This is a genomic window from Georgenia thermotolerans (assembly GCF_009193185.1).
Taxonomy (GTDB): domain Bacteria; phylum Actinomycetota; class Actinomycetes; order Actinomycetales; family Actinomycetaceae; genus Georgenia; species Georgenia thermotolerans.
This window is the reverse complement of the sequence record NZ_VUKF01000001.1, coordinates 148001-161391: the sequence shown is the minus strand read 5'-3', so window position 1 is coordinate 161391 and position 13391 is coordinate 148001. Positions and strand designations below refer to the sequence as shown.

Sequence of the window (13391 nt, the reverse complement as noted above, 5' to 3'; positions counted from 1 at the left end):
TCACCGCGTCGCGCACAGGACAGGCCGCCCCGGCCGCGTCCCGGTGTCACGCATGGGGTGCGGCCGGCGTCGAGGTCGAACCTTTCCGGCGGAGTCGAACGGATCCGGTGAGGTCGCCGAAGATCGGCTGCTGGTTCGCCGGTCTGCTCCTGTCTCGCCGTTGCGGCGCTGACTCGGCCTGGAGAGCGTCGCCGCGCCGGACCTCAGCGCTTCTTGCGCGTCTCCTTGGCGTTGGCCTTCTGGATGGCCTCGACCAGCTGGTCCTTGTTCATCGAGGACCGGCCCGGGATGTCGAGCTTCTTGGCGACGTCGTACAGGTGCTCCTTGGACGCGTTGGCGTCCACGCCGCCCTTCGTCTCGCCCTTCGAGCCGCGGGTGCCGGCGGCCTTCTTATCCGAGGGGCCCTTCTCGTCCTTGGCCTCCCAGTGGTCGCCGACCTTCTCGTAGGAGTGCTTGAGCGCCGAGTACGCGGTGCGGTTGGCGCGCTCGCCCTCGCCGTAGGTCTCGGCGGCGGAGTCGTGCGCCTTGGCGAAGGTGCGCTGGGCCTTCCCGGGCGACTTCTTCAGCGTGCTGGGCAGCTCGCTCTGCTTGGCCGAGCCGTCCTTGTTGGTCTTGGGCATCGCGGTTCTCCCTCCTGCCGACGGCGCGGAGGCGCGCCGCCCGTGCACGGTCCTGCCCCCAGCGTGGCCGCACCCCCGGGCGCCCGCACCCCGGAGCGCCCCGTTTGCCGTTGTTCACCCGCGGGGCCACACTCGCGGCAATCGATCCATGACGGCGTGGGGGACGGACGTCGATGGCAAGGACGAGGGCTGACGTAGCGGGCGACGGGGGCATCCCCCGCGGCCTCCCGCGCGCGCCCGGCCTGGGACGGCGCGCCCTTCCGCCCGCGCCCGGCCTGGCACGACGCGCGTCCGGCCCGCTCGAGGGACGCCGATGAGCGACGACGACGCCCGCCCCGCGGCCGGCCCGGACCCGACCGCCGCATCCCGCGAGGCGGCACCCCGCCCGGCCGACACGGAGCCGACGGCGGCTCCCGCCCCAGCCGACACGGAGCCGACGGCGGCACCCGCCCCGGCCGGCCCGACCGACGCCACCCACCCGGCCGGCCCCGAGCTGCTGCGCGTGGAGGGCCTGGGCAAGCGCTTCCCCGGCGTCGTCGCCCTCGACGGGATCTCCTTCGACCTGCACGCCGGCGAGGTGCACGTGCTCCTCGGCGAGAACGGCGCGGGCAAGTCCACCCTCATCAAGTGCCTGGCCGGGGTGTACCAGCCGGACGCGGGGGAGATCTTCGTCGACGGTACCCGCGTGCACCTACCCACCACCGCCGCGGCCGAGGCGCTCGGCATCGCCACGATCTACCAGGAGTTCAACCTCGTCCCCCAGCTGAGCGTGGCCGAGAACGTCCTGCTGGGGCGCCAGCCGCGCCGCTTCGGCGTCGTCGACAAGCGCCGCATGAACGCCCAGGCCCGCGAGGCCCTCGCCCGGGTCGGCCTCACCCTCGACCCGCGCACCCCCGTCGGCCGCCTGGGGGTGGCCCGCCAGCAGCTCGTCGAGATCGCCAAGGCGCTGAGCCTGGACGCCCGGGTGCTGATCCTCGACGAGCCGACGGCGGCGCTGACCGACGACGAGGTCGACCGCCTGCTGCGGCTGATGACCGAGCTGCGCGAGCGCGGGGTGGGCCAGATCTTCATCTCCCACCACCTCGAGGAGATCCGCCGCATCGGCGACCGGGTCACCGTGCTGCGCGACGGCCGCTCGGTGGGCACCGTCCCGGCCACCACCGGCACCGACGAGCTCGTGCGGATGATGGTCGGCCGCTCCATCGACCAGCAGTTCCCCCGCGAGCGCACCCCGGTGGCCGAGGAGCTGCTCGCCGTCGAGCACCTGACCCGCCCGGGCGTCTTCGAGGACGTCAGCATCACCGTGCGCGCCGGGGAGGTGGTCGGCCTGGCCGGCCTGGTCGGCGCCGGGCGCACCGAGGTGCTGCGCGCGATCTTCGGCGCCGACCCCTACGCCTCGGGCACCGTGCGGGTGCGGGGCAAGGAGCTGCCCCGCCACGACGTGCGCGCCTCGATCGCGGCCGGCCTGGGCCTCGTCCCGGAGGACCGCAAGGCCCAGGGCCTCGTGCTCGGCGCCACGGTGGGGGAGAACCTCGCCCTCGTGCAGCTGCGCCGGGCCACCCGCGGCGGCGTCGTCGACCGGGGCCGGCTGCGCGACGTCGCCACCCGCGCCGTGCGCGACCTGGGCATCCGCACCCCCTCGATCGCCGCGCCGGTGCGCAACCTCTCGGGCGGCAACCAGCAGAAGGTCGTCATGGGCAAGTGGCTGGCGGCCGACCCGGCCGTCCTGCTGCTCGACGAGCCCACCCGCGGCGTCGACGTCGGCGCCAAGGTGGAGATCTACCAGCTCATCAACAAGCTCACCGCCGCCGGCCGCGGGGTGCTCATGGTCTCCTCCGAGCTGCCCGAGGTCCTCGGCATCTGCGACCGGATCCTCGTGATGACCCAGGGCCGCCTCGTCGGCGAGCTCTCCCATAACGAGGCCACCCAGGACGCCGTCATGGCGCTGGCCGTGCAGGAGGTGGAGTCCACCCGTGTCCACTGAGACCGCCGCCCGCCCGCGCGCGGGCACCCTCGGCGCCCGCGCCCAGGGGCTGCTCGGCCAGAACGGCGCCCTGGTCGCCCTCGTGCTGCTCGGGATCATCCTGGCCTTCCTCAGCCCGGTGTTCCTCAGCCCCCAGAACCTGCTCAACATCGGCGTGCAGGCCGCCGTCGTGGCGATCCTGGCCTTCGGGCAGACCTTCGTCATCGTCTCGGCCGGCATCGACCTGTCGGTGGGGTCGGTGGCCGCGCTGGGCGGCATCGTCACGGGCTACACGGCCAGCACGATGGGCGTGAACCCCGTGCTCGCCATCATCCTGGGCGTGCTCACCGGTATCGCCTGCGGGCTGGTCAGCGGCGTCCTCGTGGCCTACGGCCGGCTGCCGGCGTTCATCGCCACCCTGGCCATGCTCTCCATCGCCCGCGGCCTGGCCCTCGTCCTCTCCGGCGGCGTGCCGCTGAACCAGCCCCCGGAGGTCGCCGCGCTCGGGCAGACGATCGGCGGGTGGCTGCCGGTGCCGGTGGTCATCATGATCGTCTTCGGCCTGCTCGCGGCGTTCATCCTCAACCGCACCTACACCGGCCGGGCGATGTACGCCATCGGCGGCAACGAGGAGGCGGCGCGCCTGTCCGGGATCAACGTGCGCCGCCAGCAGCTGGTCATCTTCTCCCTGGCGGGGCTGTACTCCGCCGTCGCCGGCCTGGTCCTGGCCGGCCGGCTCGCCTCCGGTCAGCCGCAGGCCGCCACCGGGTATGAGCTGGACTCCATCGCCGCCGTCGTCATCGGCGGCGCCAGTCTCGCCGGCGGGCAGGGCCGGGCGTTCGGCACGTTCGTCGGCGCCCTGGTGCTCGCCGTCATCCGCAACGGCCTGAACCTCCTGAACGTCTCCTCCTTCTGGCAGCAGGTCGCCATCGGCGTGGTCATCGCCCTCGCCGTGCTGTCCGACACCCTCCGCCGTCGTCGCGCCTGACGACGGCGGGACCCGTCACCGGCCGGAACGGCCCGGCCCGACGAAAGGATCGACCCAGATGCGCAAGCCCCTCGCCCAGCTCGCCGCCCTCGCGGCGGCCGCCGCGCTCGCCCTGGCCGCGTGCGGCAACCAGAACTCCGGCAACCCCAACACCAACGCCAACACCGGCGGCACCGCGGGGACGTCGGGCGGGCAGAGCGTCGGCCTGGCCCTGTCCACGCTGAACAACCCGTTCTTCGTCTCGCTGCGCGACGGCGCGCAGAAGGCCGCCGACGCCGCCGGCGTGAAGCTCACGGTCACCGACGCCCGTGACGACGCCACGCAGCAGGCCAACCAGATCCAGAACTTCCAGACCCAGCAGCTCAACGCCGTGGTCATCAACCCCGTCGACTCCGACGCCGCCGGGCCCATGATCGCCCCGCTGGTCAGCTCGAAGATCCCGGTGGTCGCGGTGGACCGGGCCGTCAACGGCGCCGAGGTCAACTCCTTCGTCGCCTCCGACAACGTCGACGGCGGACGGATGGCCGCCGACCAGCTCGCCAAGGCCATCGGCGAGAAGGGGAAGATCATCGTGCTGCAGGGCGTGGCGGGCACCTCCGCCTCCCGCGAGCGCGGGCAGGGCTTCGACGAGGGCATCAAGAAGTACCCGAACATCGAGGTCGTGGCCACCCAGCCGGCCGACTTCGACCGCACCAAGGGCCTGGACGTTACCACCAACCTCATGCAGGCCCACCCCGACGTCACCGGCGTCTTCGCGCAGAACGACGAGATGGCCCTCGGCGCCGTCCAGGCGCTCGGCGCACGGGCCGGCAAGGACGTCTTCGTCGTCGGCTTCGACGGCACCCCGGACGCCCAGGCGGCGGTCAAGGCCGGGACGATGTACGCCACGATCGCCCAGCAGCCCGAGGAGCTGGGCAAGACGGCGGTGGACTCGGCGATCAAGCTCATCAAGGGCGAGGGCGTGGACAAGACCATCTCCGTGCCCGTGGTGGTCATGACCAAGGAGTCGCTGTCCGGGACCGCCGGCAGCAGCCCGAGCATGTCTCCGTCCGCCTCGCCGAGCATGTGACCACCCCGCCTAGCGTGAGACGTCAAGTAGTGCGTGAGGCGTCAAGTAGTGCGTGAGGCGTCAAGTGGTGCGCGGGCCGCCACCGCTGGCGTGCCACACCGCGAGGCGTGGGGCGTGGTGACGGGACCGGGCGCCGAACGTGACGTCTCGGGACGCACTTGACGCCTCGCGACGCAGTTGACGTCTCGCACTCCAAGGGAGGAGCCCGTAGTGCCCAGGATCGTCGTCATCGGCTCGGCCAATGCCGACCTCGTCCTCGACATCGACCACCGGCCGGCGGCGGGGGAGACCGTGCTCGGCTCCGACCTCGTCGTCACCCCCGGCGGCAAGGGGGCCAACCAGGCGGTCGCGGCCGGCCGGCTCGGCGGCGACGTCGCCTTCGTCGGCTGCGTGGGCGACGACGGCTACGGCGAGCTGCTGCGCCGCTCCCTGACCGACGCCGGGGTGGACGTCACCCACCTGCGCACCGTGCCCGGCGCCAGCGGCAACGCGATCATCCTGCTCACGCCCGACGGCGAGAACTCCATCATCGTCTCGCCCTCGGCCAACCGGCGGGTCACCGAGGAGCTGGTCGAGGAGAGCCGGGCGGCGTGGGCGGGCGCCGCCGTCATGGTCCTCCAGCTCGAGATCCCGCTCGCCACGGTGGCGCACGCGGCGACGACGGCGCACGCGGCCGGGGTCCGGGTCATCCTCAACGCCGCCCCGGCCGCGGCGCTGCCGCCGGAGGTGCTCGCGGCCGCGGACCCGCTGGTGGTCAACGAGTCCGAGGCGGCGTTCCTGCTCGGCGGCGTCCCGGCCGCGGCCGCCGAGCCCGGCGGCGCGGCGGCCACCGCGGTCGCGCTGCTCGACCTCGGCCCGCGCTCGGTCGTCCTCACCCTCGGGGCCGACGGCGCGGTGCTCGCCGCGCGCGGCGCCGAACCCGGCCATGTGCCCGCCCGGAAGGTCACCGCGGTGGACACCACCGGCGCGGGCGACGCGTTCGTCGGGGCGCTCGCGGTGGAGCTGGCCGACGGGCGCGACCTGCGCACCGCCGTCGAGCGGGCCACCGACGTCGCCGCGGTCGCGGTGGGCCGGCGCGGCGCGCAGGCCTCCTACCCGGCGCGGGAGGAGGTGCGGTGAAGAGGACCGGCATCCTCAACGCCGAGCTCGCCGCCGCGCTGGCGCGGCTGGGCCACACCGACCTCGTGGTGATCGGCGACTGCGGGCTGCCCCGCCCGGCCGGGGTGCCCGTGGTCGACCTCGCGCTGACCTTCGGCGTGCCGAGCTTCGCCCAGGTCGTCGACGCCGTGGCCGCCGAGCTCGTCGTCGAGCAGGCCACCGTGGCCTCCGAGATCAAGGTGGCCAACCCCGACGCGCTGGCGCTGGTCACCGCCCGGTTCGGGGAGCCGGCGGCGCTGAGCCACGAGGACTTCAAGGCCGCCTCGGCCGGGGCGAAGCTGTTCGTGCGCACGGGCGAGGCGACGCCCTACGCCAACGTCCTGCTGCGCTGCGGGGTGCCGTTCTGAGCAGCGGCCGGGGTGGTGCAGCCACCCGCTCAGCCGGCGCTGGTGGATGTGGGGTCGGTCTTTCCGGTCGGGGTGGGTTCGGGGGTGCCGGTGCCGGAAGGCGTTGGTGTCGGCGTGGAGTCCCCGGACGGCGTGGGCGTGGGCGACGGTGTGGCGCTCCCCGTCGGGTCGGCCGTGGGGGTGGCGGACGTGGCCGGTGCGCTCGGTGAGGCTTTCTCCGTCGTGCCTCCGGTGGGGGTCGACGACGGCGTGGATGCCGGCTCGCCCGGGGTCGCCGTCGGTGTCGCCTCCGGGCTCTGCGCGCCGCCCGGCGACGCCGTCCCGCCGGGCGTGGGCGCCTCCGCGGCGGGCCGCGCTGTGGGATCCTCGCGCAGGATCTCGAGGATCTGCGCCTCGTAGGCGGTGAGCCGGGCCTGCAGCTCCGCCAACGGCACGTCCTGGATCGATCTGCCGAACTCCTGCATCTCCGACCACAGCGCGGCGAGCCGGGCGCCGGTCGAGTCCTGCACGGGGCCGTCGAGGGTGATGACGAGCTGGGTGGCCAGTGCGTAGGTGACGCACTCGACGCAGCTGTAGTTCACGGCCGCGGAGAGGTTCTGCGGGACCACGACGTCCGCCTGACCGACGACCAGCACCACCTGGAACGCGACCGCCACCGTCGTGCAGTCGGTGCAGCTGGCCAGCGCGTAGGCCTCGTTCGTGTTCAGGACGGTGTCGTCGTCGGCCCAGACGAGGGCGAAGGCGACGTCGTAGAGCGTGCCGCCGTCCTCGGTGTTGACGGCGAGGGCCTGGTTGTCGCCCTCCTCGGGCGGCAGCGGCCGGTCGAACGGGAAGACCCACGCCGGCTCGGCGGACGTTCCTGCATCCGGCGGCTGCGCTGCCGGGTCGCCATCGGCCCGCGGGACGAGGACGACGGCGAGCTCGGGGGCGTCCGCGGCGGGCAGGGAGGTGTCGGAGGGCCAGACGACCTGGGCGCGGCCGGGCCTTCCCTCCACGAGGCCCGTCGGCGTGCCCCGGTCCAGGGCGACGGGCAGCCGCTCCAGCAGCGCCGCCGGCAGGGCGTCCTGGAGGGCACCGCGCTCGTACGCCTGCACCGGCCGGTAGGCGCCCGGCGTCGGCCACCACGCCCAGGCCAGCCCGCCCGCCGCCAGGAGCGCCGCCGCGGCGGCGAGGGCGCGCCGTCCGGGCCGGCCCGCGGTGCCGCGCCAGACGCGCTGCAGCACCTGGCGAACGGTGCGCGCCAGGAGGTAGACGACGCCGAGCACCGGGACGGCGATGGCCACCACGGCCAGCAGGCGGACCAACGCGCCCGCCACGTCGCCGTCACCCAGATGCTGACCGAGCAGGCCCGCCTGCTCGCGCAGGCTGTGCGCCGCCGTCCCGAGCAGCCGCGGCAGGGCGAGGACCATCAGCACGAGCGTGCCCAGCAGCACCGGGACGACCACCACCACCCACGCGGTCACCACCGCGCGCGCCCACGGCCGGAGCGCCCGGGCCTCGGGGTCGGCCCGCCGTCCGGGCAGCAGGGCCAGCAGCGTCGGCCGGATCCGGCGGTACAGGTCCGGGACCCCGGTGAGATCGGCGAGGACGTGGTACCCGTCGAACCGGACGAGGGGCGCGAGCTGGCGCAGCATCTGCAGCACCTGGGTCGCGATGATCAGCAGGATGGCGTCCCACCCGCTCACCCTCCACGCCCCGAACATCAGCACGGCGATGACCGCGTTGAAGTACAGCCCGCCCAGGTCGGTCCGCACCCGGCCGGCCCGTCCGAGCCGGTAGCTGTCGGTGACGTCGGTGTAGAAGGCGGGCCAGATCAGGTAGAGCCCGGCGCCCATGGCACCGGGCCGGGCGCCGCCGTAGCGGGCGGCGGCCGCGTGCCCGATCTCGTGGAACCCGGCCGAGATCACCGTCAGGACGAAGACGAGCAGCAGCAGCCCGGGCCGGTCGAACGCATGGTGGGTCGCCGAGCCCAGGCCCTTCTCCAGCAGCAGCCACGCGCAGACCGCCGCGAAGGCCAGGCAGACCAGGGCGACCACCACCGGCGCGAACAGCGCGGCGAACGGCGCGGTGAGCCGGTTCGTCGCCTCCGGGTCCGAGACGACGTACTTGAAGCGCAGCGCGAGCAACGGGTTGGCCCGCCTGAGCTCGGGCTCGGACCCGTCCGCCCGCCTGAGCAGGCCGAGGGTGCGGAGCCGGTCGCACAGCGCCTGCACGTTCTCCGCCGTGACCGCCCGGCGGACCTGGCGCCCGACGAGCTCGGCGATGCCCTCCGGGGTGCGCACGCCGTCGACCGCCGCCAGCACGAGGTAGAGCAGCTTCGTCAGCTGGACGACCTGCCCGTCGGACCGCCGGACCAGGGCCGGCGGCTGGCGGTAGCCGGAGCCGGCCACCTCGCCGAGCAGCTCGACGCCGCGCGCCCGGACCGGCGCGCCCGGCATCGCAGGTGGCGCGCCCGGCGCCGGGGGTCGCGTGGCCGTGTCGCCCGGCGAGGTGCCGGCCGCGTCGATCGAGCTCACGCGGGCCTACTGCTCGATCTGCGAGCTCTGGTCGATCGTGGCCTCGGCGTCGGCGTCGATGTCCTGGGTGATGATCGCGTCCTGCTGGGCGATGGCGGTCGCGTCGGAGTCCACCGAGCCGACGTTCGCCGCGACGGCGGCGTCGATCGGGGCGGCGACGTTGGCGTTCGCGGCCACCGCGCCGCCGATGGGGGCGGCCAGGTCGAGGTCGGCGGCCAGGTCGACGTCCACGTCGAGCAGGTCCCCGTCCAGGACCGACCCGGTGTCGGTGGGGTCCGTCGCCTCCGTGTCCGACGGCGTGGTGGTTCCGGTGTCGTCCGTGGCGCCGTCGGAGCCGTCCGTGGCGTCCCCGCCCGTTCCGTCGGCGGCCTGGTCGATCGTGCTGTCCTGGACGCCCTCGGCCACGGCCTCGCCGGTGATGCCCTGGTCGATGATGACGCCCTGGTCCGCCAGGGCCTGCGCCTCCGACCCGGACGAGAGGACGTTGGCACCGACGGCGGCGTCGATCGGGGCCGCGACGTTGGCGTTCGCCGCCACAGCAAGGTCGATGGGGGCGGCGGCGTCGAGGCCCAGGTCCAGGTCGGCGTTGAGGTCCAGCAGGCTGATGACCTCCTTGTCGGGCAGTGCGGCGCCGGCCTCGGCCGCCAGCTCGCCCTCCGACAGCGGGGTGAGTTCCTCGTCGTTCATCGTCGCGCTCCTCCCAGCGTGAGGTGCTCAGGCTTCTGCGCCCGAGATAATCGGAAAACCGCTCAACAAAGTGGCAGGGGTCGCCGGTGCCCGCAAGCGGAGCCGGGCGGCAGTTCGGCGTGCGCTCGGTGGCCCGTGTGGCCATCGTGACGAGGTGGATGCCCTCGCGATCCTGGTCGCGCTCGCGCTGGCCTCGGTGTTGCTGGTGGGGCTGGGGGAGCGGCTGCGCCTGCCCTGGCCGGCGCTCATGGTGGTCCTCGCCGCCGTCGGCAGTCTGCTGCCGGTCGCCCAGGAGGTGCCGATCAGCGAGGACCTCATCCTCCCGCTGTTCCTTCCGCCGCTGCTCTTCGCCGCCGCCCAGCGCACCTCGTGGGCGATGTTCCGCGCCCGCTGGCGCGCCGTCGTCGGCCTCGCCCTGCTCCTCACGGTGGTCACCATCGCGGCCGTCGCGGGCACGGTCGCGGCGCTCGTCCCGGGGGTGTCCGTGGCCGCCGCGGTGGCCATCGCCGCGGCGGTCGCCCCGCCCGACCCCATCGCGGCCGAGGCGGTCGCCGGCCCGCTGGGCATCCCGCGGCGCATCGTCTCGGCCCTGCAGAGCGAGGGGCTGTTCAACGACGCCGTCGCGATCGTCGTCTTCCACGCCGCCGTCGGCAGCCTCGCCAACCACACCGAGCTCGGGCCGCGGGTGGTGCTGGACTTCGTCGTCGGCCTGGTGCTGGCCGGGCTGCTCGGCCTCGTCGTCGCCTGGGTGGCCGACTGGCTGACCACCCACCTCACCCTGGTCGCCGCCCGCAACGCCCTGCGCCTCGTGCTGCCCTTCGCCGTGTACCTCATCGCCGAGGAGCTCGGCGTCTCCGGGGTCATCGCGGTGGTCGTCGCGGCGCTGCAGATGGGCAGCGCCCAGCAGGTCGACGCCGTCGAGGACCGGCTGACGGGCAAGGCGTTCTGGGACGTCGTCGAGCTGCTCGTCACCGGCATGGCGTTCGGCCTGATCGGCGTCGAGCTGCGCTACATCCTCGACACCTCCGAGGCCTCGCTCGGACGCCTCCTGGGGACGGCGGCAGCGGTCTGCGGCGTCGTCGTCGTGGTCCGGGCGGCGTGGATGACGCTGTCGGTGCTCGCCGTGCGCCGGTCCGGCCGCCGGTGGCTGGCCCCGCGCACCGGCCGCGAGGCGCTCGTGATGACCTGGTGCGGCATGCGCGGGCTCGCCACGCTCGCCCTCGCCCTGGCCATCCCGCGCGCCCTGCCGGACGGCACGCCCCTGCCCGGCTACGACCAGCTCGTCGTCACCGCCGTCGCGGTCCTCGTGGTCACCCTGATCCTGCCGGCGTTCACGCTGCGGGCGCTGGTCCGGGCGCTCGGCGTGGTCAAGGAGGGGGACGAGGAGAACCTCGCCGAGCAGCGGGTGGCCCAGCGCGCGAAGCGGGCGGCGGCCGAGCACCTGCACAACCTCGGGGACGGCGAGCTGTCCGAGGACGAGGCCACCCGCATCCGGGTCGACCTCGCCCGGCTCGACGAGGCGCTGCCCGGCCCGGCCGAGGAGTACCCGGCCGAGTACGCCGAGCGCGTCAGGGAGGCGGTGCACCGGCGCGAGGAGATCGAGCGGCGCCGCAACGGCGCCCTGGCCGCGGCGAGGGCCGAGGTGCTGCGCATGCGCGGGGAGCCGGGGGTGGACCCCGAGGCGGTCGACGCCGTGCTGCGCGAGCTGGACCTGCAGACCAGCCACCACTACCGGCGCCTGGACACGTGACCTGATCCGTCGCCCGCGCCGCGGTCGGCCTCACTTGAGGGGGTTGCGGGTGACGGACCGGTGCAGGGCCCAGGCGGCCAGGACCGCGAAGCACACCGCCTGCACGCCGAGTAGTCCGAGGTCGGTCAGCCACTGCTCGGCGGTGGACTCGTACAGGGCATCGGTCGCCGGGGTGGGCGGACGCTCGAGGCCCACCGTGGCGGCCCCGGCCGCATACCCGAAGCGGGCGGGAAGCAGCCACGACAGCTGCTCGAGCACCGCGCGCCCGGAGACGGTGAACAGGCCGCCGCACAGGGTGAGCTGGGCCATGATGACGACGACGAGCGCGGGCATGGTCTGGTCGGCCGAGGTGACGAAGGCCGAGATCAGCAGGCCGACGATCGTCATGGTGACGCCCACCGCGGCGACGGCGACGGCCAGCTCCTGCGAGCCGGACCCCAGCACGAGCGCTTGGTCGGGCCTGCGGACGCCGACGAGGGCGAGCGCGGTGAACACGACGCACTGCGCCGCGACCAGCACCCCGAGGACGAGGATCTTGCTGATCAGGTACGCGGCCGGGGACAGGCCGACGGCGCGCTCCCGGCGGTAGATGAGCCGCTCGCCCACCAGCTCGCGCACCGCCAGCGCCGCCCCCATGAGCGCTGCGCCGACGACGAGCACGATCAGGCGCAGGCGCACCGACAGCAGGTCCTCCGCCGTCGCCGACTGGACCGAGAAGCCGTTGTCGGGCGGGAAGGCGTGGGACATCAACGCCAGCAGGAGCGGCATGCCCGCCAGCAGCGCGACGAAGAGCCGGTCCGCCGCGAAGACCGCGACGCTCCGCCGGACGAGCACTCCGAGCTGGTGCAGGGGGGCCGGCCGTGGGGGAGGGGACGCCACGCCGGCGGGAACGGGCACGTCGGCGACGCCGGTCCGCCCCATGTACCTGTCCCGCGCCGGTGACTCGCCGTAGCGGCGCACCCACGTCTGGTTCTCGAGGGCGGCGAACGCCGCGGGGTAGTCCTGGGCCCCGAAGAACGGCAGCACCTCCGCGGGCGGCCCGAAGAAGGCCACGCGGCCCCCGGGCGCCAGGACGAGCACCCGGTCGCACTCGTCCAGCGCGAGCACGCTGTGGGTGACGACGACGACCACCCGCCCGGCGTCGGCCAGCGACCGCAGCCCCCGCATGACCTGCCGGTCGAGGCCGGGGTCGAGGCCCGACGTCGGCTCGTCGAGGAAGAGCAGGTGCGGTGCGGTGAGCAGCTCCAGGGCGATCGAGGTGCGCTTGCGCTGCCCGCCCGAGAGCGAGTCGATGCGCTGGTCGATCTGGGCGGACAGGTTCATCTCCTCCAGCACCGCGGCGACGCGCGCCGCCCGCTCGGTCGCGCTCGTGTCCGGCGGGAGGCGCAGGCGGGCGGCGTAGTCGAGGGCGCGGCGCACGGTCAGCTGCCGGTGCAGGATGTCCTCCTGGGGCACGAGGCCGACGAGGAAGCGGAGCTGGTCGTACTCGCGGTAGAGGTCCCGGCCGTTCCAGGTCACGCGTCCCCGGGTGGCCGGGCGCAGGCCGGTGAGCGCACCGAGCAGCGTGGACTTGCCCGCGCCGGACGGGCCGATGACGGCGACGAGCGTGCCGGTCGGTGCGGTGAGGGAGACGTCGTCGAGGAGGTGCGCACCGGACCGGGTGGTGACCTCCAGATGCCTGGCGTCGAAGGCCGGACGCCGCGCCTCGGCCGGTGCGACCACCTTCGCGCCGTCCCACACCAGGGTCGTCGTCCCGGCGCCGATGCGGGCGCCCGGGGCGAGCACCCGGGGTCCGGAGATGCGCTCGCCGTCGAGGAATGTCCCGTTGAAGCTGGCGAGGTCGCGCAGCACCGCCTGCTCGCCGACGTCGATGGCGGCGTGCCGCCGTGACACGAGGGGGTCGTCCACCGGGACGTCGCACGAGGGGGACCGGCCGATGGTGAGCACCTGCGTGCGTCGAGGCGTGACCACCGGCGTCAGCACCAGCTCCGGGCCGTCCATCGCCCCGACCCGGAGCCGTGCCGGCTCCCCGTCGAGGCGGACCGGCTGGTCGACGGCGCGCCGCGCGCCGACGAGCCACGTGCCGTTGTGGCTGCCCATGTCGGTGAGCCACCACGCGTTCTCGGCGTACCACAGGCGGGCATGCTCCCGGCTGACGCGGTCGTCGTCGAGCCGGACCTGGCAGCGCGGGTCCCGGCCGACGATGACGTCCTGCGCCGGCGGGAAGGTCCACTGGCGCGCCCCGCAGGCGACGTGCAGGGCGAGGGGGCCACTCGAAGGTACGGACATGGTC

8 protein-coding genes and 1 pseudogene are annotated in these 13391 nt (G+C 74.5%); 5 read left to right on the top strand and 4 right to left on the bottom strand.

What is annotated here, in order from left to right; all coding sequences use genetic code 11:
• Positions 1-203: 203 nt before the first annotated feature.
• Entirely contained in the window at positions 204-620 is a 417-nt protein-coding gene (locus GD970_RS00740; protein ID WP_152199595.1) for a ChaB family protein, read from the bottom strand.
• 313 nt (positions 621-933) lie between these two features.
• Between GD970_RS00740 and GD970_RS00735 the strand changes: the two genes are divergently transcribed.
• The 4 genes and pseudogenes from GD970_RS00735 to rbsD all read left to right on the top strand — a co-directional run bounded on the left by GD970_RS00735 (position 934) and on the right by rbsD (position 6145).
• The gene (locus GD970_RS00735) at positions 934-2604 is read left to right on the top strand and encodes a sugar ABC transporter ATP-binding protein (protein WP_152199593.1); all 1671 of its coding nucleotides are present in this window, start codon (positions 934-936) and stop codon (positions 2602-2604) included.
• Positions 2594-4640, top strand: a pseudogene (locus tag GD970_RS22735) (ABC transporter permease/substrate-binding protein). Before GD970_RS00735 ends, GD970_RS22735 begins: the two are co-directional and overlap by 11 nt.
• A gap of 210 nt (positions 4641-4850) precedes the next feature.
• Entirely contained in the window at positions 4851-5759 is a 909-nt protein-coding gene (gene rbsK / locus GD970_RS00720; protein WP_170297217.1) for a ribokinase, read from the top strand.
• The gene (gene rbsD / locus GD970_RS00715; protein ID WP_152199582.1) at positions 5756-6145 is read left to right on the top strand and encodes a D-ribose pyranase; all 390 of its coding nucleotides are present in this window, start codon (positions 5756-5758) and stop codon (positions 6143-6145) included. The genes rbsK and rbsD overlap by 4 nt, the downstream gene beginning before the upstream one ends.
• Positions 6146-6174: 29 nt before the next feature.
• On the opposite strand, the gene GD970_RS00710 is transcribed toward rbsD, so the two are convergent.
• Together GD970_RS00710 and GD970_RS00705 are read right to left on the bottom strand one after the other, a co-directional pair.
• Positions 6175-8661 (bottom strand): hypothetical protein, encoded by a 2487-nt coding sequence (locus tag GD970_RS00710; RefSeq protein ID WP_152199580.1) that lies wholly within the window; start codon positions 8659-8661, stop codon positions 6175-6177.
• A gap of 6 nt (positions 8662-8667) precedes the next feature.
• Positions 8668-9348, bottom strand: a complete 681-nt coding sequence (locus tag GD970_RS00705) for a peptidoglycan-binding protein (RefSeq protein ID WP_152199577.1) — start codon at positions 9346-9348, stop codon at positions 8668-8670.
• Between the two features lie 154 nt (positions 9349-9502).
• Here GD970_RS00705 and GD970_RS00700 point away from each other — a divergent pair, with 154 nt between their 5' ends.
• Complete coding sequence (locus GD970_RS00700; protein WP_152199575.1) at positions 9503-11098, top strand: cation:proton antiporter domain-containing protein; 1596 nt, start codon at positions 9503-9505, stop codon at positions 11096-11098.
• A gap of 30 nt (positions 11099-11128) precedes the next feature.
• On the opposite strand, the gene GD970_RS00695 is transcribed toward GD970_RS00700, so the two are convergent.
• Positions 11129-13387, bottom strand: coding sequence for an FHA domain-containing protein (locus GD970_RS00695; protein WP_152199573.1), 2259 nt, complete (start codon positions 13385-13387; stop codon positions 11129-11131).
• Positions 13388-13391 lie beyond the last annotated feature (4 nt).

Coding starts and splice junctions, on each gene's coding strand:
- GD970_RS00740 (WP_152199595.1), bottom strand. CDS start 620: ATGCCCAAGACCAACAAGGACGGCTCGGCCAAGCAGAGCGAGCTGCCC.
- GD970_RS00735 (WP_152199593.1), top strand. CDS start 934: ATGAGCGACGACGACGCCCGCCCCGCGGCCGGCCCGGACCCGACCGCC.
- GD970_RS00705 (WP_152199577.1), bottom strand. CDS start 9,348: ATGAACGACGAGGAACTCACCCCGCTGTCGGAGGGCGAGCTGGCGGCC.
- GD970_RS00695 (WP_152199573.1), bottom strand. CDS start 13,387: ATGTCCGTACCTTCGAGTGGCCCCCTCGCCCTGCACGTCGCCTGCGGG.